Raw genomic sequence first — 21,800 nt, forward strand, 5'->3', positions numbered from 1 at the left:
GGCCAGGGCGCTATCTTAGCAAAGATATACGGGGTTAAAACAGGCTGATACGGTGGCCAGCGGCTATTAATACCTATTATCTGCTACGACAAACTAAAAGGATTATCCTGAATCAGTAAATCCTGTATTGCTTCCGATGATACCGGGTGGCTGAACAAATACCCCTGTACCTGATCACAACCCATTTTCTTTAGAATACTAACTTGCCTGATATCATCAACGCCTTCGGCAACGACTTTAAGTCCCATATTGTGAGCCATAGTGATAATGGTCGAAACAATGATCATGTCATAATCATGCTGTGACATCTTGATAATAAATGAACGGTCAATTTTCAGACTATCTATAGGCAGGCGGGCAATATAACTGAGGGACGAATAGCCGGTACCAAAATCGTCAATCGCCACTTCTAATCCTAGTGCTCTGATCGCAGAGAGCTTACTTAGGCTGTCTTCGACATCTCCCAGCAGCATACTCTCAGTCAGCTCCAGATCCAGCAACATCTCAGCCCCCAGGGCGCTGACCACTTGACTGGTTCTGGCAACAAAATCGCTTTGCTTTAACTGAAACGCAGATACATTGACCGCAACCCGCGGCACACTGACACCTTGTTGCTGCCAACTGAGAATATCTCTCACGGCCTGTTCCATAACCCATACGCCAACATCAAGAATCAGCCCTGTTTGTTCCAGCAGAGGAATGAAATGAACCGGTGGCACCAACCCCAGGGTTGGGCTTTTCCAACGGATCAAGGCTTCCAGACCACTAATCTGCCCCGTTTTCAGGTCCACTTTAGGCTGGTAATACAGCACATACTCCTTATTATCCAGAGCCTGGCGTAACATATTCTCCAGTTCCAGCGACTTGGTGACGCTGTCTGACATTTTCCGGTCAAAGAATACGAACTCCGTTCCTTTTGACTTGGCCCCTTTTACCGCCAACTCAGCGTTAAGAAACAATGAATCGGCATCTTTCCCATCTTCAGGAAACAGCGCTATACCGGCCTTGGCAGATATGCGTAATTGATCTCCATTCAGTTTAAACGGTTCGTCTACACACGCTCTGAGCAAGCTTTCCAGCCTTCTGGCAACATCATCTGCGTGCCTGAAATCAGGAAGCAACAAGGCAAACTGATCGGCGCCGACTCTTGCCAGGTGAGCGGAGTCCTTCACATGAGATCTCAGTCTTTGTGTCAGTTGCCGGATCAGGCTATCGCCTGCCTGACGGCCGAAGGTATCATTGACCGTCTTAAAACGGTTGAGGTCCATGATCACCAAAGCCAGACGCTCCGATTCATGTTGCGAAATCTGGATAAACTGACTCAGGCGATCATGAAACAGTGTCCGGTTTGACAACCCGGTTAATGCGTCATAGTAAGCAAGATAGTTAGCCTGTTCGGCCTTTTTGATATATTCCAGCGCAAACGAAATGTCATTCGCCAACTCCTGCAACAGTTTCATTTCGGTGGCGTCAAAGAATTCTTTTTCTTTTGCAAACAAGACCAGTACACCAACAACCTTGTCTTCCGTCTGGATTGGCAGAGAAACAAGCGAATTATAGCCGCACTCAAGGGCGGCCTGACTAAATGAACCGACCGCTTTTGCCTGACTGATATCATTACAATACATTGACTCGATCCGGGATATAGATTGCCCGACAATTCCGGTCTCGGCGTCATCCTCACTCAGACCATGAAACTTGTCCGCAACATTGCTCATTTCAGACTCACCGGACTGACAGGCGACCTGTACAATCGTATTGGTTTTCGGATTCCGTGTACCAAGCCACGCCATAGCAAATTTCCCATGGGTGACCACGATCTGGCACACTTCATCAAAAAGGGACTGGCGTTCATGAATCCTGACAATGGCGGCGTTAATCTGGCTGAGCACCGAATAAATCCGGGTCAGACGGGCAATTTTTTCTTCGTCTGTCTTACGCTTGGTGACATCTTTGGCAATTCCGGCAAAGCGATAAACCTGACCTTGTGCATCATATACAGGAAAACCGCGATCATGGAGCCACCGAACAGAACCATCGGGCCTGAGGATACGGTATTCCACATCATATTGCGTATCTTCATTTAACACTGAAGGTATCAGCTCGCGATCCTCCGGATGAACAGCAGCCAGCCAATACTCAGTTCGCCTGTTACCCGGTTTACTGGTAAGCCCCCAGACATCTTCAAACGCCGGGCTGATGTATATATCTTCGCCCGTCTCCACACAGACCAACCAAAACACATCATTGATATTTTCAGCAAGCTGCCTGAATCGCTCTTCCTGCTCTAATAAACTGGCGTATAAACTGCCATTTTCGTATATCCGGCCCGTCTGCGCTGCGAGAATGGTCAGTAACCTTTCGTCTTCCTGGTTGAATTTCTCAGCGCCTAATCTGTCGCTCAGACAAATCCAACCATATAGTTTGGATAAAGACATAATAGGAACCGCAAGCACAGAGTTCACCTCAGGATGGCCTGAAGGAAGGCCAAGGTCAGGCTTTCGTTGTTTCAGGTTAGTCCGGCTCACAGTTTTCTGATTTTTCATCTTGCCGGGTATGTCACCATGCCACAGATCATTGACCTGCAGACCAGTGGAAATATCCTTATCAAAACCGCTGGACGCTGTATATATCAGACTATGATCGCGCTTTTCTTTAACCGCCAGTACCGAATGTTTTGCCCCTATCAGTTTGCGGGAAATATGACACAAACTGTCCATTAAACGCTTGGGATCACGTTCAGAAGCCAGTTGTAAGTTGATCTCAATCAGGGTGGCATAGCGTTCATTTGTTGTGCCTAAATCGTCAGCCAGATACTTGAGTTTATTGGTGAGTAATTTCAGATGCTGTTCATCCAACTGAGCTTTCTCCGGCATTGGAGACATCTCGGTCACTTCCTTCAGAACTCGTTCCACCGTATCCAAAACAATTTCCGGGTCACAGGGCTTGGTCAGCACATCCGAAACCCCACAGCTTCTGGCCAGAGATTTGGCTTCGTGTTCATGATAGCTGGCGGTATAGAAGATCACCCGGGTTTGTTCGATATCAGGCTCGGCACGAACCCGCTGGACAAATTCGAATCCATCCATTGTCGGCATCAGGACATCGGCAACAACCAGATCAGGATGAGTTTCGCGAACTTTTTCAAGGGCTTCCTTGCCGTCGGCGGCTTCCAGTACCCGGTACCCACGGTAGCCAAACAGCGTTGTTAAAAACTCCCGGCTTACAGCATGATCATCCACTACCAATATGGTTGTCATTGCCGTGGTCCGTTTCGATTCATGCATTGTTCTACTTCCCGTAGTAATTGCTGTGGTTCCATCGGCCGAAAAAGAAATTTGTCTGCACCCAGAGCCAAACCTTTCGCGCGCTCTGTTTCACAAATGGCCGTGGAGGTCAAAAAGATAAAAGGTACGTCCTGAAGTGCAGGCTCCGCCTTAACCACACGAATAAAATCATAACCATTGCCGTCATCCATACAGACATCCGACAAAATCAGATCTGGCACACCGTCCCGCAGAATCATCCGCGCTTTTTTCATCCCCTGCGCTCTGAGTACCCGATAACCGTAGTGTTCGAGCAAACTGGTAGCCAATTCCAGATTAACAGGCTGATCGTCAACGACCAACACCGTTTTTTTGTTCTGTTCCACTGATGCCGGAGCGACAAAGGATGACTCCTGGTTCCTTACCTTCGCCGATGGCAGGAACGTGCGAATCTGCTCAACAAAATCTTCGGGCTCGATAGGCTTGGTAATGTAACCATCAAATCCAGCTCGCTTAATCTTTTGACTATCCGCCTCCATAGCAAATGCCGTCACCGCTATTACCGGAATATGGGCAAGACGGGTATCGTCTTTTAAATGCCGGATCACCTGGTACCCATCCATCTCCGGCATCTGAATATCACACAGAATAAGATCAGGGTTAACTCGCGAGGCGGTTTCCAGCCCCTTGTGACCGTCAGTCGCGGTTTCAACCCTGAAATCAAAGGCTTCTAATATGTAGACCATCAATGCCAGATTGTCCGGATTGTCTTCGATGGTCAGTATCGTCGCGCTCATTTTAAGCTCTCCCTGAGTCGTAGAGAAAACTCACTACCCTGGCCATACTCACTTTTACAGACGATCTCTGCATCCATAAGGTTGGCCAGTCGTTGACTCAAATGTAACCCCAGCCCTGTACCCTCCTGGGGTGTCGTGGAATTGGAGTCCACTCTGCAAAAGGCGGTAAATAATCTGGATTGATCTTCCTTGCGAATCCCACCACCGGTATCACTAACCGTAATGCTGACAACATTTTTATTATTCGATTTACTGCGCTTACAGCCAATTCTGACATGCCCTTTGTCGGTAAACTTTATTGCGTTATTAATCAGGTTGAGAACGATCTGACTTAATGCCCTTTTGTCAGCCTCTACCATCATTTTCTTCGCGGGCAAGTTGCACTCCAGCGACAAACCTTTGTCTTCAGCGGACTGACGTAACGTGCCTGAGACTTCCTGTATTATTTCGCGACAATCGAGCCGCTCAAGATTCAGCTCTATTTTCCCGGCACCAATTTTGGCCAGATCGAGCAAATCATTAATCAGCGACAACAGATGCCTCGCGCTGCCGCGTATAGTGCGTAGTTGTTTGTCCTGATCAGTAGTAAGAGGACCAGGTAATTTCATTAAAAGCGTTCCGGTGAACCCGATAATGGCATTGAGGGGCGTGCGTAACTCATGGCTCATGGTAGCCAGAAAGTTGTCCTTCGCACTGTTCGCTTTTTCCAGCTCCAGGTTCTTATTCTGTAACTCACGCTCTACCCGTTTACGTTCAGAGATATCCCGTATTGCGCTGGACACCAACAACCCACCCTCTGTATCCAGAGGGCTAAGACTGATTTCAATAGGAAACTCGGTACCGTCTTTGCGCTGCCCGTATAACTCAAGGCCCACACCCATTGGACGTACCCTGGGCTCAGTGAAAAACGAATCCCGGTGTTTAGGATGTTTATCGTGAAAACGGGCAGGCAAGAGCATTTCTACCTTCTGGCCTAACAGCTCTTCCCGTGAATAACCGAAAAGTTTTTGAGATTGCGAGTTAACCAGAACGATGCTGCCATCCCGGCTGACAATAATCATTGCATCAGGGGCCGATTCCAGTAGCTCGCGAAATTTATTCTCAGCTTTCTTACGCTCTGTGATATCCCGGATTGCGCTCATCACCATCGTACCCTCTTCCGTTTCGATAGGGCTGAGGCTGATTTCCACGGGAAATTCACTATTGTCTCTGCGCAGCCCATATAACTCCAGGCTGGCCCCCATTGAACGGGTTCTGGGTTGAGAAAAGTATTTGGAGCGGTGCCCAACATGAGGGCCGACAAAACGCTGAGGCATCAACACTTCGATGGGTTTACCCAACAATTGCTTGCGTGACCAGCCAAACATGCTTTCTGCCTGAGAATTTGACATGACGACCCTGCCTGTCACATTGACCATGACAATGGCATCGGGCATCGATTCCAGCAAATTCAGGTATCTGGCTGCCAGCAATTTCGCATCACGTTCAATCTTCTGATGAGTGACATCCTTTTGGTTGGAAACAAAGTATTTTACCTTACCCCCGTTATCCTTAACTGCACGGATAGAAATACTGAGGTATATCAAAGAGCCGTCTTTGCGCTGGCGGAGTGACTCGTAGGTGGCCACATCAGACCCCTGCGCCTTGCTTTGAATATCGCGTTCTTCTTCGACGCGGTCCTGAGGAATAATCAGCTCGTAAACCGACTTACCAATGGCCTCTTGCTGAGTATAACCAAACGTGGCTTCCGCCCCCCCACTCCATAGCCGCACCTTTCCATCCGGACAGGTGGCAATAAGCGCATCCGGCGTTTCATCTACCAATAATTTGTATAAGTCAACCGTCATAACGATAATCCTTTCTCTGACTTATCATGGTGGCAGACTGACAGGCCTGCAAGACTAAGTTTCATATCGAAATCAACTTCATCATACACGCCATCATCGTAAAAACACTTAGCAGCCTTATGGATGACCAATAGATACGCGTATCCTACTGAGTAAAGATGACAGAAATCGTTAACGCCAACCTTATCTTTATGGTTAACAATTTGTAGCAGAACGATAGTGATAGAGCCCGCTTTGCCGCTTAATATTAATTTCAGTGAATACTCCTTCCACTGTTATCAGGCTGTCGGAAAAAAAACTGAATTTAATCGGCCCGCACTTTATCAGAGCTAAATATACGTATAGCTGTATCTAAACATCATTGTAAGTAACACAGGACACTATTGGTTATTTTTCCTTATACATACGTCACTGAGTAAGTCACATCAGCTACTTCGCGAAAAATCCTGTACTTATAACGGCCAGATCCATAACAACATGGGAATACTGACGATCACCACTAACGCTTCCAGTGGCAATCCCATACGCCAGTAGTCACCAAACCGGAAACCGCCCGGACCGAGGATCATGGTGTTGTTCTGATGACCAATCGGAGTCAGAAAAGCGCAGGATGCTCCAATGGCCACTGCCATCAAAAAGGAATCGGCACTGACTCCCAGTGCTGATGCAGTGCCCAGAGCAATCGGACACATCATGGCGGCAGTGGCTGCATTATTCATCAAATCAGACAAAAACATGGTCACCACCATAATCAGAATCAGACCCACCACGGCATCACCCAGTGCAACCGAGTTGAGCAGAAATGCCGCTATCAAACCCGCTGCACCGGTGCTTTCCATCGCTTCGGCTACGGGGATCAATGCCGCCAGCAATACAATCACCGGCCAGTCAACATATTGATAGACTGCCCTTGGTGGAACAGTGCGCAACGCCATTGATACTAATACACCAAGAGTAAACGTGACCGCTGCAGGTAACAGACCGAACGCTGCCGCTCCCACGGCAAACAGCATAATCAGGCTCGCCTGCCAGGCCTTTTTAGTATCCGGAATACTCAGTTCCCGCTCAGCCAGTGGCACGCAGCTGTTGTCGGCACCAAACTCGCCAATTGCTTCTTTGCTACCCTGCATCAACAGCATATCTCCTGATTTCAGCGCAGTCTGACGCAGGCGTTTAATTGAGCGGTGGCCCTGGCGTGACAGTGCCAGCAGATTCAGCCCGTAGCGGGTGCGTAATAATAACTCTGAAGCGGAGCGGCCACTTAATGGAGAACCGGGCAAAACTACCAATTCGCTGAGTACTATTTCACTGTCCTGAGTGCTGTCTTCGTCTTCGCGGGAATCGGGATCCAACCCGTCGTCATGCTCAATATTCCTGCTGGCCTTTGCTTTTTCGTCCGCGGCGTGTTCACGCTTCTCACTACCCTCGCCGTGTTCGCTCTCGCTATGTTGCTCTTCTTCTGAACGAGTATCTTTAGCTTCTTCAAGTTTCAGCCCCAGACCAGATAACACATTCGACAATGCCTCTGTTTCGGCTTCGATCACCAGAATATCTTTGGCTCTGACCGTACGGTAAGGGTTGGGCGCCGTCATCCGCATCTCATGGCGCACCAACGCCAGAACCTGCGCATCATCACCATCCAGCACCTTCTGAACGTCACGCAAGCTCATCCCTTCGGCTTTACTACCTTGCTCTACGCGAGTTTCGGTAACATAAGCGCCCGACTCAAAGCCCTCCACACCACTTTGTTTGCGCCCGGGCACCAAGCGCCAGCCCAGCAATACAACGAATATCACTCCGGCCACAGCAACGGCCAATCCTACCGGAGTAAAATCAAACATGGAGAAGCTCTCCAGTCCGGCCTGTTGTCGAAAGCCCGCTACAATAAGGTTCGGCGGCGTACCAATCAGCGTTGTCATACCACCTAAAATAGTGCCAAAGGCAAGGGGCATCAGGATCTGACCGGGAGGTAATTCCAACCTGCGCGCCATCTGCACGGCAACTGGCATTAGCAATGCCATGGCACCCACATTATTCATAATCCCCGACAGTAATGCGGCAACGCCAACCAGTGCTGCCAGACTCAGCGTAATACCCGCTTTGGCCGGCAACACTTTGCGGGTCAGTGCATCCACGGCACCGGATGTCTGCAATCCACGACTGAGAATCAATACACAGGCCACCGTAATCACTGCAGGATGAGCAAAGCCGGTAAAGGCTTGCTCCTGTGAAACCAACCCGGTTATTACACAAGCCAGCAACGCACCCAGGGCCACCATGTCGTGACGCCACTTGCCCCACAGAAACATCACCACCGTTCCCAGTAAAATACCTAATACTGTTAACTGATCTTGTGTCATATTTTTCTTATACCTGCATAGACAGCGACGTTAAGCTCAGGCTATCAGTAAACGTACTAATTGGAAATCTGGCGCAACCTGTACTTTAGCTATGCCCAGAATTGCTTTTTTAGCTGTTCTGTAACCATAATGGGCGTATAACTTGTTGAAAGGAAAGGGCTTAGACAGCCATCAGATGAAGGGTAAACAAACATGAGTTCCCGGGGTGAGTATCTGCAGAAGCTGGTCGATCATTGCACCCATGATGACGTAGTGGATACCCTTGCGCTGGCAGAACAGCTTAACTGCACTTTGGTATACAAGCCCTTCAGCACGGCTGATAAAGGGGTACTCTTGCCACCGAAAGCCACGCGACTCGGACACACTGCTATAGTATTGAGTGAAGATAACAGCGAAGCGGAAAACCGCAGTTTAATACCACTACTGTTGGCTGACTATATTCTCAACAATGATCCCAATGCGGTTAAACGCTTCAGTTGCGATATGTTTTTCCTGGCAGAAGTACGCCGCTACCGCGCCTCCAGGCACCTGTTTCTGGCAACCCGACTGGCCCTGCCAGATAAAATCATTGAAAAGATCTGCGGGATCAACTTTGACAGCATAGGCTATGCGCGTAAGGCGGTTTTGTTACCAAACTTTGTCAATTGTGCCTTTCATAGCCAGGAAGTGGGCGGTCTGCTTGGCCTGATTGATTCACTGGATATGGTACCGGCCAGCCTGCTGAAGCTGGCATAATCCATCCGTATGAAAGGCTGAACTAGTTTAGCTTATCGGACTCGCAGATCAGATGAATGATATTGCCGGGGTTAGCCACCCAGAAACCTTTGAACCCGTCGGGCAAGGGCTCAATTTCATCACAACGGACTACGCCACTGTCGCTTAGAAAACGCGCGGCGTTGTCCATATCATCAGTCAGAATCTCCAGCCAGATCTCTGCCTGACTAAGGCCGCTGATTTTATCCAGCCACAGTATCTTATCGCCAAATTCAAAGCGCGGAGTAGCATCCTCTTCAGTCACCGGAAGCGGCTTGAGACCAATTACATCGCGGTAAAAACGTAAGGTTTGCTGATATTCATGGGGTGGGATTTTCATGGCAATATTATTGCCAGCTCTGAATTGGGGTTTCATCCATAGTCTCCGCATAATAATGGGCATCTAATAGTGTAGTCAGTCCAGCGGTGAAAAAGCACAAGATGTCACGCAACATTCCGTGCATACTTCGTCTTGCCTGCATCTGTCTTTCTATCTTAAGTTTGTACCTACAGTTCTATGGTGGGCTCCCTCTTTGATCCTGTTGCCATACAGACCTGGTTAATCAATTTTAAACACAGTACCGTCATAGGAAGTCTGTGTTTATCGTCAACTCAGATAAGGTTCAATTGCCAGGACACGCCATAGCGGTCATTCAGCCAGCCGAATTTTTTACTGAAACCATAGTTCTCCAATGGCATCAGCTCGGTACCACCACTGGCCAGGGCGCCAAATACTTCGTCGATTTCCTGTTCAGATTCACACTCAACATACATTGAGATAGACGGCGTAAAGCTGAATTTGTGCCCCAAGTGGCTGTCCATGGCCATAAACAAGGTGCCATTGAGGGTAAACCTGGCGATTTTAACTGCCCCCTCAGGCTCGTTTTCACCGGCACCATAGTGCTCAATGGAGAGAACTTCAGAATCAGAAAATAATGAAGTGTAAAAATTAACGGCCTCTTCGGTCTTCCCCGCCTGCTCACCGACAAACATCAGAAATGTGGTAATAGATTTCATCTTCACTCCCTGTTTAAAACCAAAGCCTCATTTTACTGCAGGTTAAACATCGTGCAGGACGCACTGAAAGCGCCCGGCTGGCCTTTAACTGCATTGTTTCATTGACTCTAACACCGGGCAGCTTAGCCCGGCATGGATCAAGCTGTTACAAAACTTGTCAGTTTGTAGGGCTTTGCAGGTGCTCTACAATGTCGACTTTAAAACCCGCCGGATCTTCAAGGATAAAGTGCCTTTGCCCCCAAGCCTCGTCCTTTATCGCCATCACAACAGGTAACTCCAATTTCTTCGCCTCTGCATAGGCCTTTGTTGCATCGCTCACTTCAAAGCTGATCACATAGCCATCAGCACACATCTCAGGATGGAGAAAAGCTGGCTGCGACTCATGATTGGCGCACATAAACCCCAACTGGGAGCCCGTGCCCGATGCAACCAGGTGCAGGTAAAAACCGGGCTCGAAAAACACCGCCTCAAAGCCGAAAACCCCGGTATAAAACTGCTCCAGTTTGTCCAGATTTTTCGCCACCATCACCGGAAATGTCGCCTGAATATCAATCATGGTATTGCTCCTTTGTTTTGCTGTTGCCAGGGCTGACTATAGCGCCACTCCAGGCCCTATTTATTGTACAAAACGGACATATTCAGAAAATTTACAGGCGTAGTTCCGGCCAGCGTTTTAAACTCGCGGATAAAGTGGGATTGATCGTAATAGTGACCGGCCCATACGCTCCGGTGTTCTTTTACATTAAGCAAATGCAGCGCCGCCTGAAACCTGACCACTTTCAGAAAATTTTTCGGCGACAATCCCAGATGCAACTGGCTTAAACGGCGAAGCTGACGGGCAGATATACCAAAATCTGTGCTATCCAACCGGGTCAGATCGGCGCCGGTATTTAGCCCTTTACAGGTACTGAGGACAAAGCCTGCCAATCGCGGGTCAACCCTGGGAACGTGCAACAGCTGCGGCAATGCAGCCAAAAGCAACTCACATCGCTGACTGAACTGATCGGTCAGTGAAATTACCTCCTGCACCTGCCCTGAAATCAACGGTTCAATAAGCGGTTTAGCATCGATACTATTATCCTTGCCCGCCCATTCACCGACAGGAACACCGGTCAGCCCCTGACAGGCCAGCGCGTGGAACCTGATACCAAAATAGGACGCCGGGCCTGATATAGGAAATTCCACTGGCGAAACAAAAGGCCTGACCATAAAGCTTTGTTCTTTGGCGCTGAGGTCAAAGATCCAATCAACACAATTATCGGGTACCACACGGTAGATAAACTCGCCATCCGGTACCCTTAGTTGCCAGAAGCAATTTACCCATTGGCTGAGTGGCAGGCCGGGTCGCAAAGTCAGATAAGCGCCCTGCTGTCTGACCAGACCCTGGTAAGTTATTTCAGCCGAACTAATAAACACAGCTGCTTCCCGCTATAAAAAATACTCATGCACAATCATTTCAAAGAACTGTACTGGCGGGAAATTTCCGCCACCTGTACAGAATAGGACGCGTACCACTTTTCCTTTCCCCGTTGTTGGGCCGCCCGATGTTCGGGGTGGGCGCGCCAGCGCCTGATGTGCTCTTCTGAGGGCCAGTAAGACAGGGCTACCTCATCACTGCCCTCGGTTACCGCTGAAAACTCCAGGCAGCCAAACTCTTTAATTGCCAGCTCCCGCATACGTGCCGCCGTTTGCGAATATTCGTCGTCAAACTCGCGGACCTTTGCCCGGAAAATCACCACAAACATAACATCTCCTTGTACGAATGGATTAGGTTCAATTTTTACCGTTAATCGCAGGTTGTTCATCCCACCCACTCAAAGGAGGCGCGCTCTTACCTGTTGAGCATATCCCACCGGCCGCGATTAAGCCGTCTCAAACACTTTACCGGGGTGGAAGTACCAAATCAGGATTGACGCAGGCCAAAACCGATTAACCCAGTAGCATCCAAAGTGCTACTGCAAACATCAGGCTGGCAGCGATCCGGTTAAGTGTTTGCACATTATTTTGCTGATTGAAAAATGCCGCCAGTGCTTTACCACCGCTGGCGTACAACAGCATTGATAAAAACTCCAGCAATATAATGATCGCAACCAGCACCAGTAGTTGTGGCCAGAACGCCAGTTGGCTGTCAATAAAAGGCGGCAGCAGCGCCATATGGAAAGCCCAGCCTTTGGGGTTAGACACTGCAGTAATAAATCCCTGGCTAAACAAGGCACGCCTTGGCATCAACTGAGGCACCAGACCAACCTGCTGCAACGCGAGCTTACCTTTAGCGCGCCACATTTGCAGACCGACATAACCCAGGTAACAGGCACCAACCACTTTCAGCCACTGAAACGCAGCAGGAAACTGCAGCATGATCGCGGCGACGCCACTGACAGCCAGTATGGCTACCAGCGCCACACCGAGCATTTCACCCCACATCATCCAGAAGGTACGGCGCACGCCCTGACTCATGCCCAATGTCATCGCCAGAGTCATACACATGCCCGGTGTCACCGAGACAAATAAGAATGTCGGAATAAATACTCCCAAGAGGGTCAGGTTAAGCATAGCAATCTCAGCGGCTCAAAAACGCTATTCTGGCGCCTTGGAGCAGAGTCAGCAACAGGCTTAACCTCTATTTATAATCAACTGAGCGCAGTCTGCTGCAGAAGTATATTGCACCACGCTCTGGCTCTTTTCTAACAGACCAGTTTGGATCCCGGCTCTGCATTCTTATCGTCGAAACATAGTTGCAACGGCAATCAGAAATAATAGAAACTCTCTGTGTTAAGCGCTGTGTAAAACGGGCAAGTAAATAGCCAAAACAGAAAACACTATCAGCACGCTTGCCACGACCAGCCCCACCATCGCGATATGTGTTGACGCATGCTTAAATAAGCTGGAACGTTTAATATCCGGAACAAAGGAAAACCCAAACAACACAAACATGGCAGTGGCTGATATCCACCAATACGAGTAACTTCCATATACCCAACCAAGCCAGAACGGCAGCCCTACGCCAAAGCCACCGAAAATATCCTGAAACTGAAGCAGGACATTACTGGCCAGACCCGACACTAACGCCAAAGCGGTAGCTGAAATAAAAAGTGCAGTAGTAGCACTGTCTTCGTAAAAACGTTCCATGTTTTCTCCGTTTTTAAACAACGTATTTTCTATAACCTGAATTCAGATAATCAATGAAAAACAACTCTGTCCGTCACTACATAAACTTACACATCCCGAACCCGAGGGTTTCACCATTGCGTATGGAATAACCAAACCTTTGATAAAACGCTTCTTTACCAAAAGCGGATAAGAGCCCGACCGTTGCGCCAGCAGCACATCGCCTATGCAAGTAGGTCTCTATCTCATTCATCAGCAGGCTGCCTACCCCCTGCCCTTGCTCAGAAGGGAGAACGATAACGTCCTGTATATAAAAGTACATATTACCATCGCCAACGATGCGCGCAGTGGCGACTAAATTTTTATTCAGCCAGATTGTTACCCAAAAAAGAGTATTAGCAATACTCTCTGTCACCGTCTGCAAATCCGGATTGCGCCATCCGGCAGATTCCCTAAGACGCATAAAATCCTGAGGTTCCGGAGCAATATTGAGTATCTCAATTGGTGCTGACATTGACGGGTAGCTCTGCTGTTAATCTTTATGGCATTGGCAATGGGCTTCGCCACAATCCGGCGCACCGGCTGGCAGAAAAGTATGCGTATTAGCCGCAGCCAAATGTGAACTTGACTGATAAATTGTACTGCAGGAATGCAAACGGCACTGAGTCCCTGTATGGTAAATCTGGCTACTTTCCATGGTGGCTCTTTGTCTGGTTCTGGAACGCGGCAATAGTGCCAGATTTTTTGCGGATGATGAATCGCTTTATGCATACATAGTTATTCACAAAGACAATTATTGCTGGCGCATCAGCTAAACGCTTTGCTAGCTGCAAAGATAAGGATGCCGGGCAAACCAGTTCTGCAAAAACTCAATAAAGCGGCTGAGTCTGGGGGGCGCAAAATGCCTTACAGGATAAAGGGCATAGAGGGTCATTCTGGGTTTTTGTTCACTGGCCAGCACTTCTACGACCTCACCGGACTGCAGTGCCGGGTGGCTGATAAAACGGGGAATAAAACCCACGCCCATGCCTTGTTTGACCATATCCAGTAAAAACACTGAGCTGTTGGCCTTAAGCCTGCCACCTATAACCACGCCCTCTGCGCCCACCGGCCACAGGTTTTTACTGCGAAAATAGCTGTATTCAAAACATTGGTGATTAAGCAGATCGTCGGGGTGGTTAATCGGCCCATTTTGCTGCAAATACGCAGGTGATGCACAGATGCTGTAACTAAACTGAGTGATGGCCTTACCAACATAACCTGAATCAAATGGCTGACTGGCTACCCGCAAGCCCAGGTCAAAATTATGCTCCAGTAAGTCCTGCGCCTCATCGCTTAGCTGTATATCCAGTTCAATGTCCGGATATTGGCGCATAAATTCGGCAAAAGCCGGGGCCAGAGCGGTTAAGCCCAGAGCCATGGCGGCGTTGATCCTGAGCCTGCCTTTGGGCACTTGCTGCTGTTCCTGAATATGGGCTTCGGTATCTTCCAGTTGCCTGAGGATCTCGCGGCAGCGCTGCAAATATTCCTCTCCTAACTGAGTCAGCTGTAGCCTGCGCGTAGTGCGCTGTAACAGCCTTGCTCCCAGCTCTGCTTCCAGGCTACTGATCTGTTTACTGATCATCGACTTGCTGGCACCGCTTTGCTCAGCCACCTTGCTGAAACGGCCCAGTTCCACCACCCGCACAAAGCACTGCATGGCTTTAAACTTATCCATATTGTTTCTTTATTGGAAAAAGTGTTATCGCATTATAGCCATATATCAGCCTAATACATCGCTTTATATTGGAGGTGTTCCGAATCAGCGGAGCGTTTAACAACAGGAGATCACCATGTACAAGCTGTATTTCTCACCCGGCGCCTGCTCTTTGGCGATTCAGGTGATTCTACGGGAACTTGAGCAACCCTTTGAATTGCATAGCAAGGCCAGGGTAGCCGATTATCAGCAGATCAATCCTGTCGGTGCCGTGCCCGCCCTTGAAACAGAAGGTAAAGTGCTGACCGAAGGGGCGGCGATTATTCTTTATCTGCTGGAAAAGCACGCCAACGACCTATTGCCTGGTGATGCCCAGGCACGGCAACAGACGATTGAAAATCTGATGTTTGCCAATGCCACCATGCATCCGGCGTACAGCAAGTTGTTTTTTATCAACAGCGTTATGGATGAAGGTAATGCAAAGCAACAGGCCCTGATCGCAGCGGCTGATCAGGTTACCCGGCTGTGGCAACAGGTAGAAAACAAGCTGGCAGATCAGCCATACACGGGCGGACACAGCCTCTCCCCTGCGGATATTTTGCTGGCAGTGTATGCAAACTGGGGGCAGTTCTTCCCGGTTGAGATCCCTATCGGCCCCCGTTGCCAGGCGATGATCAACAGAGTAAGAACACGGCCCAGTTATCAGGCGGCGGTGGCCGCAGAAGGCCAGGCCTTGTGAGCCAGGATGCCGGCACTCAAGATCTACAGGCAGTTCAGGCAATTCTGATGCACTACTTCGATGGTTTGCATCGCGCCGATGTGAGCTTGCTCGATAGTATTTTTGACGCCAATACCCACCTCTATGCCCCGGGGGTGCGGCGCAGTAAAAAACAATGGCTGGAGCTGGTGGCAAACCGGCCCGTGCCTCAGGCACTGGATCACCCGTTTGCCTACCAGATTCTGTCAATAGAGCTTTGCGGCGAACAGGCCATGGCCAGAGTAAGCTGCCCGCTTCTGGGCAGGCAGTTTATCGACTATCTGGGACTGCTTAAAGAAGAAGGAGACTGGCGTATCGTCTCCAAACTCTATGCCGACAATCCCTTTACCCCACTCAATAAAACCGAGGAGAAACCATGCCATACGTAAATATCAAAGTAACCGACGAAGGCGTTACCGCTGAGCAAAAACGCCAACTGGTTAAGGGCACAACTCAGTTACTGGCAGATGTGCTGAACAAAGAGCCTCACACCACCTTTGTGCTGATTGAGGAGGTCAATACCGACAACTGGGGCATTGGTTATCAGGTGGTAACCAAACTGCGCCAGAGCGCAAAACAAGGTTGAACTGACACAAACTGAAGGGGGATTTCCCCCTTTTATTTTCAGCCTGTGAAATGGCTACACACTGCCTTCACTTTCAACAACCAGTATCCTGGCTTCACCTATCGGATGAGCGACATGCTCAGTGCCTGTTGAGGCAAAGAAAATATCGCCGGTGTTTAACACCGTTGATTCTTCCTCGCCATTTACCCGGTAAAACATTTCAACCTGACCATTAGAGCGCCATATAGTTTAAAAAACAGCACCAGCGAGAGTTCAAAAAGCGCGCAGGCAAGGCAAATTTTTGAAGGTTTAGTGGGCCTAAATCAAGTAAATTTGCCGCCGGATGCGCGTTTTTTGGGCCTCGCCCTTCGGGAGCGCCTGAAAAATCCTCACTCTGCGTTCTGGTTGCTTGAAAGAGTGTCGCTATTCCTGCTCAACCACGCCTTGATTGAGGCTTTTTCAGGCAGCTCTGGTGTTCGTTTTTTAAACTATATGGCGCTCTGGCACCACAAATACTTCTTCGCCATCATTAACGTGCCATTTGTAGGGTTGATCTGTCCAGTGCAGGCGGGTGGTAATGCCATTCATATTAGCGATATCTTTTGCGCCCCAGGCCCGATCAGCCTTAAACGCCTTACTTCTGATAACTTCCAACGATCTTCTCCGTAGTGATAAGTGGAACACTTTGAACAGGGTGCAATTCTGGCCGAAGACCAGCACATCAATGCCCGAAACAGGCCTTGGTTAAGGCCGGTAAGCAGACAGTAATCTTTTTATTAAACACATTAACAACGCCGTAAAAGCCACAACAACAATAAACTGCCCGCTAAGCTGAAGTACAAGTTTGGGCCAGAAATCTATCTCTTCAGTGAATAGGGGGTGCCATACATATACCAGCATAAAATTGCCGGGACAAAGCAACGCACCATACCCGGGCATATTCCCACCCCAGAGTAACCAGTTCAGCGCAAAGGCCACCGCGCCCACAACCACCGCAATCAGACCAGCGTACAGGGCGACACGTTTAATACTGAGGCTGTTCATTTTCACAGGCAAATTTTGTTTCACCCTGAGGCGTTACATACTCAAGGCGGCCTGTTGTACAGGCAGACAGAGCAAGGGTAATCGCCACCATAAACAGAGATTTTTTATACAACAACGGGATGCTCCTGGTAATCCGGGCCAATAAACTCATCTCAGACGGCAATTTCTTTCACACGCTGCAACGCAAGCGGTGACCATTCCAGCTTCACTGACGCAACCTGAACGACATTCCAATGGAGCCGATGCAGTAATGTATTAGCCATCACCGTAACTGGCATTAGCCGACAATTGCCAGCAGGAAATGTCGACCTTGCCCGGTAAAAAGCCAGACAAACGCAAAGATGTTCATCATGACCGTTGCCCAGTACACCCGCTTAAATTCTGTTTTACTGGATTTGTGCCTTAAGCTCTTTTGAGCGTAAAAGGCTCCCGGCCAGCCACCAACCAAGCTAAGAAAATGCAGGTGGCTTTCTGGTGTACGCCAGCGGCCATTTTTAGCCGCAGATTTATCAAAAGCATAAAAAATAAAAGCTATAGTGCTTGTGGCTATGTACAAATATAAAACCTCTGGCGGCAGGTATTTTAAAAGAACAGTTGCCGTTAGAATCACACTAAATGTAACAACAATTAACGCTCCCGGATTTGCGGATTTCTTCGGTGGTTCTGGGCGCACTTTACGGTCAGCAACTAAGCTGACATTGATTGCTTTGAATTTACCCTGAGGTTCTTTAACTTGCTCATAGATAATCAAATCGCCTTCAGCGGGTCTTCTGGAGCGTTTTTGGAATGATTTTATATGAACAAAAGAGCGATCACCACCGCCATTCGGCTCTACAAAACCAAATCCTTTATCATCATTCCAATTAGTAAGCTTTCCCTGAAATCTCAAATTACCTTCCTTGTCGGCTAACGGCCGCCATCACCGGTGACAGAACCGCAGCTAAGCGGAGGTTTTGGTATCCGGTGCATGGCCTGGTTACACCTCACTTTGGTCAGTGAAGCTGGCTAAAAACTTCCGGGTGTTGCTCAGCAATGCGCAGAAGCGCAATCGCAGGACCCTGCGGCTCGCGTCGACCCTGTTCCCAATCCTGAAGGGTTCGCACACTCACGCCCATAAGACCGGCAAATGCTGATTGCGACATGTGCAATTTCAGCCTGATCACTTTGGGCGGTGAAGGTTCTGAAAGCTCATGGGTTCGCAGGGCCAATTTGCCCTTCTTGAACTGTTTGATTTCATTGATACCGTCAAGGATCTCTGCCCCAAGGTTCCTGTCACCCATTTTTGATTGCCTCCGCTATCTGCTTGAGCATGTGGCCAGGAATACTGGCGCGCTCTGATTTACTGTACAGTGTGAGCATCCATATCTCGTGGTCAGATTTCTTCCAGTAATAAATTGCTCTGATGCCACCGCTCTTTCCCGATCCCGCTGGTGCCCACCGAACTTTACGAACACCCCCCGAACCTTTTATCAGCTCCCCGGCATCTGGCTTCTGTAGAAGGTAAGTTTGAAGCCCACGGTATTCCTCATCCGTAAGGTAGTTCGGTAATAGCTTGGTGAATGTTGAAGTTTCGATGAATAACATTGCCAAAATATACGGCCTTGCCGTATAGGTGTCAAGGCCAGATCAGTGAGGTGTAACAGCTTATATCTGGAGGGATTCCATGATTGCTCACAGAACACTTCGCTGTTTTTTTGTACCACCTCCGACAAACTTGCGCCAGCCAGAGGAAGGGCATAATACCAGTACTAGTTTTCGCGATGGGTAAAGCAATTAAAGCGTTCAAATCACGCTGCACTTTGTCGCTGGTCGCGGTAGAGTAATCAGTAAACCACTGCCATATAAAAACAAAACATCACAGAGGCGAGTATGAAAACATCTGTTATCCGGGCCACACTATCGGCGTTGCTGTTTACCTCCCTGCTTATTCAGGCAAAAACAGAACACTTTGACCAGGGGCGGCAGCTTGTGAGTACCGATAACTATCATGTACTGACGCCCAGAGAGCGGATAGCACCTGAGAATAAGATCCTGAATCAGCGGCTGGAACAGTTGCTGCCAAAGCTGATGGCGGAATCTGATCTGGATATGTGGCTGGTGATTAACCGCGAGTATGCCGAAGACCCGGTGTATTTTACCCTGGTGCCCCAGCCCACCTTTGCCGCCAGGCGCACCACCATGTTGTTGTTCAGCCACAAAGCCGACGGCAGTGTGGAAAAGTTATCGGTAAACCGCTATCCGCTGGGTGAACCCTATACATCAGCCTGGGCCGGTGGTGATTTAGAGCAGCAATGGCAGGCGCTGGCCGATGAGATAGTAAAACGTCAGCCTCAGAAAATCGGTATTAACGTTTCTGAGCACTGGCCGGTTGCCGATGGCTTAACCTCAGGCCTACACCAGAAATTGTTAGAGGTACTGCCTGCCGAATACCAGAATCGCTTAGTGCCCGCCGAAAATTTAGTAGTACGCTGGCTGGAACAGCGTACAAAAGCAGAACTTGACCTGTACCCGCAAATTGTCAGCCTGGCCCGCGCCGTGATTGCCGAAGGTTTCAGCAACAAAGTCATCACTCCCGGTGTTACACACACTGATGATGTAGCCTGGTATCTTCGCGAGCGCTTTGAACAGCTGGATCTACCGGTATGGTTTATGCCCTATGTGAATCTGCAGCGCCCCGGCCTGGAATGTGAGGCTGACAGCCCCTATTGCGGTATCAGCGGCACCATTGAACGTGGTGATGTACTACACACCGATGTGGGTATTTGTTATCTGAAGCTGTGTACCGACACCCAGGAAATGGCCTATGTGCTGAAAAATGGCGAAACCGATGCCCCGGCAGGATTAAAAGCCGCGCTGGCAACGGGCAACCACTGGCAGGATTTACTTACTACAGAGTTTAAAACCGGCCGCAGCGGCAACCAGATTCTGGCTGCCACTCATAAAGCCGCCGAAAAACATAATATCAACCACAGCACTTACACCCATGCTATCGGCTTTGTGGGCCATGCACCGGGCCCAACCATCGGCATGTGGGATAATCAGGGCGACACACCGGTACAGGGCGACTGGCCGCTGCATGCCAATACCGCCTATGCGATTGAAGGCAATATCAAACAACAAGTACCGGAATGGCAGGATCAGTGGGTGCAAATCAAGCTGGAACAAAGCGCCTACTTTGATGGCAGCAAGGTTATTTACTTCGCCGGCCGACAAACCCAATGGCATTTGGTGCGGTAACCTTAAAATAAATGGTGGTGCCGGGCTGGGTGAAGCCAGTTTCTATAGGAGCGAAGCTCAGCCTGCCTGAACGACAAAAATCTGTGATTTTTGGCTGGAATAGTCCGCCTGGCGATACCAAATTCCGCCTACAGCTTCTTCTTTAAACGCCTACGGGTAGCGCTTATACGTGCTTTCTGACTCATTTTGACGCCTCATTCGTTGAGCTCCATTGTCTCTGATTAATGCGTCAGGATCCATTAGACATGTACAGGTGAAAACTTGATAAAAATATTCCATTACTTTCTTATTCCTTTTATCCACAAAATAAAACGGTCAAACTTTGTGAGCTTCGTTTTTGGATGAAGTACTGATTCTCCTTCGTTCAATTTTTTTTGAGTTTTAACAACCAATTGAGCAACTAAGAAAGGATCGTTTTGTTCCAGTTGCTTATCAAGCATCGATTTTGGTAGTGGCTCTCCGAGACGAACATTTACCCTTTTAACGAAAGCCCTATTTTGCTGTTCTATAGCTTGCTTGATGTCCATATTAATTCATCAAGTATTTATAAAAAATTGATTCCACCATTTGCAGACCTTGCTTGTATTCACTCTTCGCGCCGACTGAGGTTTCATCAGCGACCTTCACGAAGTAACGACACTCGGGCTTGCTGTTTACAGCCGCCTGATAAAAAACACTCAACTGCTCAGTAAAACCGTTAAGAGAAAGTTCGGTGTTATCATAGTCTTTGCCCACCAACTTATAGTAAGCCTCCTGCCTTGACCCAGGATATATAGAAGAAACAGCAAGCGAGTTATCTCTAACTGCGACAAGAAATGTGTATTGCGCTCGGCCATCAGCAGTTGCCCAACAAGGAGGGAACTCCAGCCCGTTTGAGAGGTTTTCTACCTGACCAATCAGGTTATAGTTTTCTTCTTCTACAGCCTTGAATTCGGCATCTTTGGTAGCGAGTTCTTGTCTCAACTCCTTATTCTCTTTTTCTATATTTTTTCGTTTCCTTTCATTATTTGCTAATCGCTCCTTTGTATCCTTAAGCTCCTCAAGACACTTCTCAAGTGCCTCGTTGGCCTTTTCGATGGCAGCGAGCAGCTCGGGAATGTTGATATTTTCACTATTAATCTTAGTAAGCGAAGACCAGACCTCATCTAACTTCATTTTTGCTAAGACCTTCGCAGCCTCATCTGATTCTACTGAGTTCTTTAACGCTTTAACCAATGCTTGCATTTGAGCTACTGCTTCAGTTAACTCCATGCTGGCTGGTTCTTTTGTCTTTGGAGTTAAGCCCAGAGCGTCATTGATTCCCTGCAGGGTTACTGCTATCTCTTCATATTCAGGGCGGGATTCCACTTTGAT

25 protein-coding genes are annotated in these 21,800 nt (G+C 48.7%); 5 read left to right on the forward strand and 20 right to left on the reverse strand.

Annotation, left to right across the window (positions count from 1 at the left end):
- Window positions 1–83: 83 nt before the first annotated feature.
- From CDA54_RS15345 to CDA54_RS15360, 4 genes are all read right to left on the reverse strand, one after another.
- On the reverse strand, window positions 84–3,260 hold the full coding sequence (locus CDA54_RS15345; RefSeq protein WP_180237239.1) for an EAL domain-containing protein: 3,177 nt from the start codon (window positions 3,258–3,260) through the stop codon (window positions 84–86).
- Window positions 3,257–4,063: a response regulator gene (locus CDA54_RS15350; protein WP_099035916.1), complete on the reverse strand. Its 807-nt coding sequence runs from the start codon at window positions 4,061–4,063 to the stop codon at window positions 3,257–3,259. The genes CDA54_RS15345 and CDA54_RS15350 overlap by 4 nt, the downstream gene beginning before the upstream one ends.
- Complete coding sequence (locus CDA54_RS15355; protein ID WP_099035917.1) at window positions 4,060–5,910, reverse strand: PAS domain-containing protein; 1,851 nt, start codon at window positions 5,908–5,910, stop codon at window positions 4,060–4,062. Before CDA54_RS15355 ends, CDA54_RS15350 begins: the two co-directional genes overlap by 4 nt.
- A 452-nt stretch (window positions 5,911–6,362) precedes the next feature.
- Complete coding sequence (locus CDA54_RS15360) at window positions 6,363–8,270, reverse strand: SLC13 family permease (protein ID WP_099035918.1); 1,908 nt, start codon at window positions 8,268–8,270, stop codon at window positions 6,363–6,365.
- A gap of 192 nt (window positions 8,271–8,462) precedes the next feature.
- Between CDA54_RS15360 and CDA54_RS15365 the strand changes: the two genes are divergently transcribed.
- A complete protein-coding gene (locus tag CDA54_RS15365; protein WP_099035919.1) occupies window positions 8,463–9,005 on the forward strand; it encodes a hypothetical protein in 543 nt (180 codons plus the stop codon).
- A gap of 22 nt (window positions 9,006–9,027) precedes the next feature.
- Here the strand turns inward: CDA54_RS15365 and CDA54_RS15370 are convergent, their stop codons facing one another.
- The 9 genes from CDA54_RS15370 to CDA54_RS15410 all read right to left on the reverse strand — a co-directional run bounded on the left by CDA54_RS15370 (window position 9,028) and on the right by CDA54_RS15410 (window position 14,865).
- Window positions 9,028–9,399 (reverse strand): VOC family protein, encoded by a 372-nt coding sequence (locus CDA54_RS15370; protein WP_099035920.1) that lies wholly within the window; start codon window positions 9,397–9,399, stop codon window positions 9,028–9,030.
- 236 nt (window positions 9,400–9,635) lie between these two features.
- The gene (locus CDA54_RS15375) at window positions 9,636–10,040 is read right to left on the reverse strand and encodes a VOC family protein (protein ID WP_099035921.1); all 405 of its coding nucleotides are present in this window, start codon (window positions 10,038–10,040) and stop codon (window positions 9,636–9,638) included.
- Window positions 10,041–10,197: 157 nt separating this feature from the next.
- Window positions 10,198–10,596, reverse strand: a complete 399-nt coding sequence (locus CDA54_RS15380; RefSeq protein WP_099035922.1) for a VOC family protein — start codon at window positions 10,594–10,596, stop codon at window positions 10,198–10,200.
- A 56-nt stretch (window positions 10,597–10,652) separates the two neighbouring features.
- A complete protein-coding gene (locus tag CDA54_RS15385; protein ID WP_099035923.1) occupies window positions 10,653–11,456 on the reverse strand; it encodes an AraC family transcriptional regulator in 804 nt (267 codons plus the stop codon).
- Window positions 11,457–11,491: 35 nt separating this feature from the next.
- Window positions 11,492–11,785 carry an antibiotic biosynthesis monooxygenase family protein gene (locus CDA54_RS15390; protein WP_099035924.1) on the reverse strand — a complete coding sequence of 98 codons (294 nt, stop codon included), beginning with the start codon at window positions 11,783–11,785 and terminating at the stop codon, window positions 11,492–11,494.
- Window positions 11,786–11,969: 184 nt separating this feature from the next.
- The gene (locus CDA54_RS15395) at window positions 11,970–12,593 is read right to left on the reverse strand and encodes a LysE family translocator (RefSeq protein WP_099035925.1); all 624 of its coding nucleotides are present in this window, start codon (window positions 12,591–12,593) and stop codon (window positions 11,970–11,972) included.
- Window positions 12,594–12,812: 219 nt separating this feature from the next.
- Window positions 12,813–13,169, reverse strand: coding sequence for a hypothetical protein (locus CDA54_RS15400; protein WP_099035926.1), 357 nt, complete (start codon window positions 13,167–13,169; stop codon window positions 12,813–12,815).
- Between the two features lie 76 nt (window positions 13,170–13,245).
- Window positions 13,246–13,662, reverse strand: a complete 417-nt coding sequence (locus CDA54_RS15405) for a GNAT family N-acetyltransferase (RefSeq protein ID WP_099035927.1) — start codon at window positions 13,660–13,662, stop codon at window positions 13,246–13,248.
- A 309-nt stretch (window positions 13,663–13,971) separates the two neighbouring features.
- Window positions 13,972–14,865, reverse strand: a complete 894-nt coding sequence (locus CDA54_RS15410; RefSeq protein ID WP_099035928.1) for a LysR family transcriptional regulator — start codon at window positions 14,863–14,865, stop codon at window positions 13,972–13,974.
- A 115-nt stretch (window positions 14,866–14,980) separates the two neighbouring features.
- Here CDA54_RS15410 and CDA54_RS15415 point away from each other — a divergent pair, with 115 nt between their 5' ends.
- The 3 genes from CDA54_RS15415 to CDA54_RS15425 are packed head-to-tail and all read left to right on the forward strand — an operon-like array spanning window position 14,981 to window position 16,187.
- A complete protein-coding gene (locus CDA54_RS15415) occupies window positions 14,981–15,583 on the forward strand; it encodes a glutathione S-transferase family protein (protein ID WP_099035929.1) in 603 nt (200 codons plus the stop codon).
- Window positions 15,580–15,990 (forward strand): nuclear transport factor 2 family protein, encoded by a 411-nt coding sequence (locus CDA54_RS15420; protein WP_268235340.1) that lies wholly within the window; start codon window positions 15,580–15,582, stop codon window positions 15,988–15,990. The genes CDA54_RS15415 and CDA54_RS15420 overlap by 4 nt, the downstream gene beginning before the upstream one ends.
- Window positions 15,978–16,187: a 2-hydroxymuconate tautomerase family protein gene (locus tag CDA54_RS15425; RefSeq protein WP_099035930.1), complete on the forward strand. Its 210-nt coding sequence runs from the start codon at window positions 15,978–15,980 to the stop codon at window positions 16,185–16,187. The genes CDA54_RS15420 and CDA54_RS15425 overlap by 13 nt, the downstream gene beginning before the upstream one ends.
- 54 nt (window positions 16,188–16,241) lie before the next feature.
- On the opposite strand, the gene CDA54_RS19635 is transcribed toward CDA54_RS15425, so the two are convergent.
- From CDA54_RS19635 to CDA54_RS15445, 5 genes are all read right to left on the reverse strand, one after another.
- Window positions 16,242–16,385, reverse strand: a complete 144-nt coding sequence (locus CDA54_RS19635; protein WP_180237240.1) for a cupin domain-containing protein — start codon at window positions 16,383–16,385, stop codon at window positions 16,242–16,244.
- 264 nt (window positions 16,386–16,649) lie between these two features.
- Window positions 16,650–16,820: a disulfide bond formation protein DsbH gene (locus CDA54_RS15430; protein ID WP_099035931.1), complete on the reverse strand. Its 171-nt coding sequence runs from the start codon at window positions 16,818–16,820 to the stop codon at window positions 16,650–16,652.
- Between the two features lie 90 nt (window positions 16,821–16,910).
- Entirely contained in the window at window positions 16,911–17,216 is a 306-nt protein-coding gene (locus CDA54_RS15435; RefSeq protein WP_143452311.1) for a hypothetical protein, read from the reverse strand.
- Window positions 17,217–17,487: 271 nt separating this feature from the next.
- Window positions 17,488–18,099 (reverse strand): DUF1294 domain-containing protein, encoded by a 612-nt coding sequence (locus CDA54_RS15440; RefSeq protein ID WP_099035933.1) that lies wholly within the window; start codon window positions 18,097–18,099, stop codon window positions 17,488–17,490.
- A 103-nt stretch (window positions 18,100–18,202) separates the two neighbouring features.
- The gene (locus CDA54_RS15445) at window positions 18,203–18,490 is read right to left on the reverse strand and encodes a helix-turn-helix domain-containing protein (protein WP_099035934.1); all 288 of its coding nucleotides are present in this window, start codon (window positions 18,488–18,490) and stop codon (window positions 18,203–18,205) included.
- 589 nt (window positions 18,491–19,079) lie between these two features.
- Here CDA54_RS15445 and CDA54_RS15455 point away from each other — a divergent pair.
- Window positions 19,080–20,447, forward strand: coding sequence for a M24 family metallopeptidase (locus CDA54_RS15455; RefSeq protein WP_099035936.1), 1,368 nt, complete (start codon window positions 19,080–19,082; stop codon window positions 20,445–20,447).
- A gap of 278 nt (window positions 20,448–20,725) precedes the next feature.
- Here the strand turns inward: CDA54_RS15455 and CDA54_RS15460 are convergent, their stop codons facing one another.
- Entirely contained in the window at window positions 20,726–20,974 is a 249-nt protein-coding gene (locus CDA54_RS15460) for a hypothetical protein (RefSeq protein WP_099035937.1), read from the reverse strand.
- Window position 20,975: 1 nt separating this feature from the next.
- Window positions 20,976–21,800: hypothetical protein (locus CDA54_RS19640; RefSeq protein WP_180237241.1), on the reverse strand; the 825-nt coding region annotated here is incomplete at its 5' end.

The organism is Lacimicrobium alkaliphilum, assembly GCF_002591895.1.
In the GTDB taxonomy this organism is placed as follows: Bacteria; Pseudomonadota; Gammaproteobacteria; order Enterobacterales; family Alteromonadaceae; genus Lacimicrobium; species Lacimicrobium alkaliphilum.

Coding starts and splice junctions, on each gene's coding strand:
- CDA54_RS15345 (WP_180237239.1), bottom strand. CDS start 3,260: ATGACAACCATATTGGTAGTGGATGATCATGCTGTAAGCCGGGAGTTT.
- CDA54_RS15350 (WP_099035916.1), bottom strand. CDS start 4,063: ATGAGCGCGACGATACTGACCATCGAAGACAATCCGGACAATCTGGCA.
- CDA54_RS15355 (WP_099035917.1), bottom strand. CDS start 5,910: ATGACGGTTGACTTATACAAATTATTGGTAGATGAAACGCCGGATGCG.
- CDA54_RS15360 (WP_099035918.1), bottom strand. CDS start 8,270: ATGACACAAGATCAGTTAACAGTATTAGGTATTTTACTGGGAACGGTG.
- CDA54_RS15365 (WP_099035919.1), top strand. CDS start 8,463: ATGAGTTCCCGGGGTGAGTATCTGCAGAAGCTGGTCGATCATTGCACC.
- CDA54_RS15370 (WP_099035920.1), bottom strand. CDS start 9,399: ATGAAACCCCAATTCAGAGCTGGCAATAATATTGCCATGAAAATCCCA.
- CDA54_RS15375 (WP_099035921.1), bottom strand. CDS start 10,040: ATGAAATCTATTACCACATTTCTGATGTTTGTCGGTGAGCAGGCGGGG.
- CDA54_RS15380 (WP_099035922.1), bottom strand. CDS start 10,596: ATGATTGATATTCAGGCGACATTTCCGGTGATGGTGGCGAAAAATCTG.
- CDA54_RS15390 (WP_099035924.1), bottom strand. CDS start 11,785: ATGTTTGTGGTGATTTTCCGGGCAAAGGTCCGCGAGTTTGACGACGAA.
- CDA54_RS15395 (WP_099035925.1), bottom strand. CDS start 12,593: ATGCTTAACCTGACCCTCTTGGGAGTATTTATTCCGACATTCTTATTT.
- CDA54_RS15400 (WP_099035926.1), bottom strand. CDS start 13,169: ATGGAACGTTTTTACGAAGACAGTGCTACTACTGCACTTTTTATTTCA.
- CDA54_RS15405 (WP_099035927.1), bottom strand. CDS start 13,662: ATGTCAGCACCAATTGAGATACTCAATATTGCTCCGGAACCTCAGGAT.
- CDA54_RS15410 (WP_099035928.1), bottom strand. CDS start 14,865: ATGGATAAGTTTAAAGCCATGCAGTGCTTTGTGCGGGTGGTGGAACTG.
- CDA54_RS15415 (WP_099035929.1), top strand. CDS start 14,981: ATGTACAAGCTGTATTTCTCACCCGGCGCCTGCTCTTTGGCGATTCAG.
- CDA54_RS15425 (WP_099035930.1), top strand. CDS start 15,978: ATGCCATACGTAAATATCAAAGTAACCGACGAAGGCGTTACCGCTGAG.
- CDA54_RS19635 (WP_180237240.1), bottom strand. CDS start 16,385: ATGTTTTACCGGGTAAATGGCGAGGAAGAATCAACGGTGTTAAACACC.
- CDA54_RS15445 (WP_099035934.1), bottom strand. CDS start 18,490: ATGGGTGACAGGAACCTTGGGGCAGAGATCCTTGACGGTATCAATGAA.
- CDA54_RS15455 (WP_099035936.1), top strand. CDS start 19,080: ATGAAAACATCTGTTATCCGGGCCACACTATCGGCGTTGCTGTTTACC.
- CDA54_RS15460 (WP_099035937.1), bottom strand. CDS start 20,974: ATGGACATCAAGCAAGCTATAGAACAGCAAAATAGGGCTTTCGTTAAA.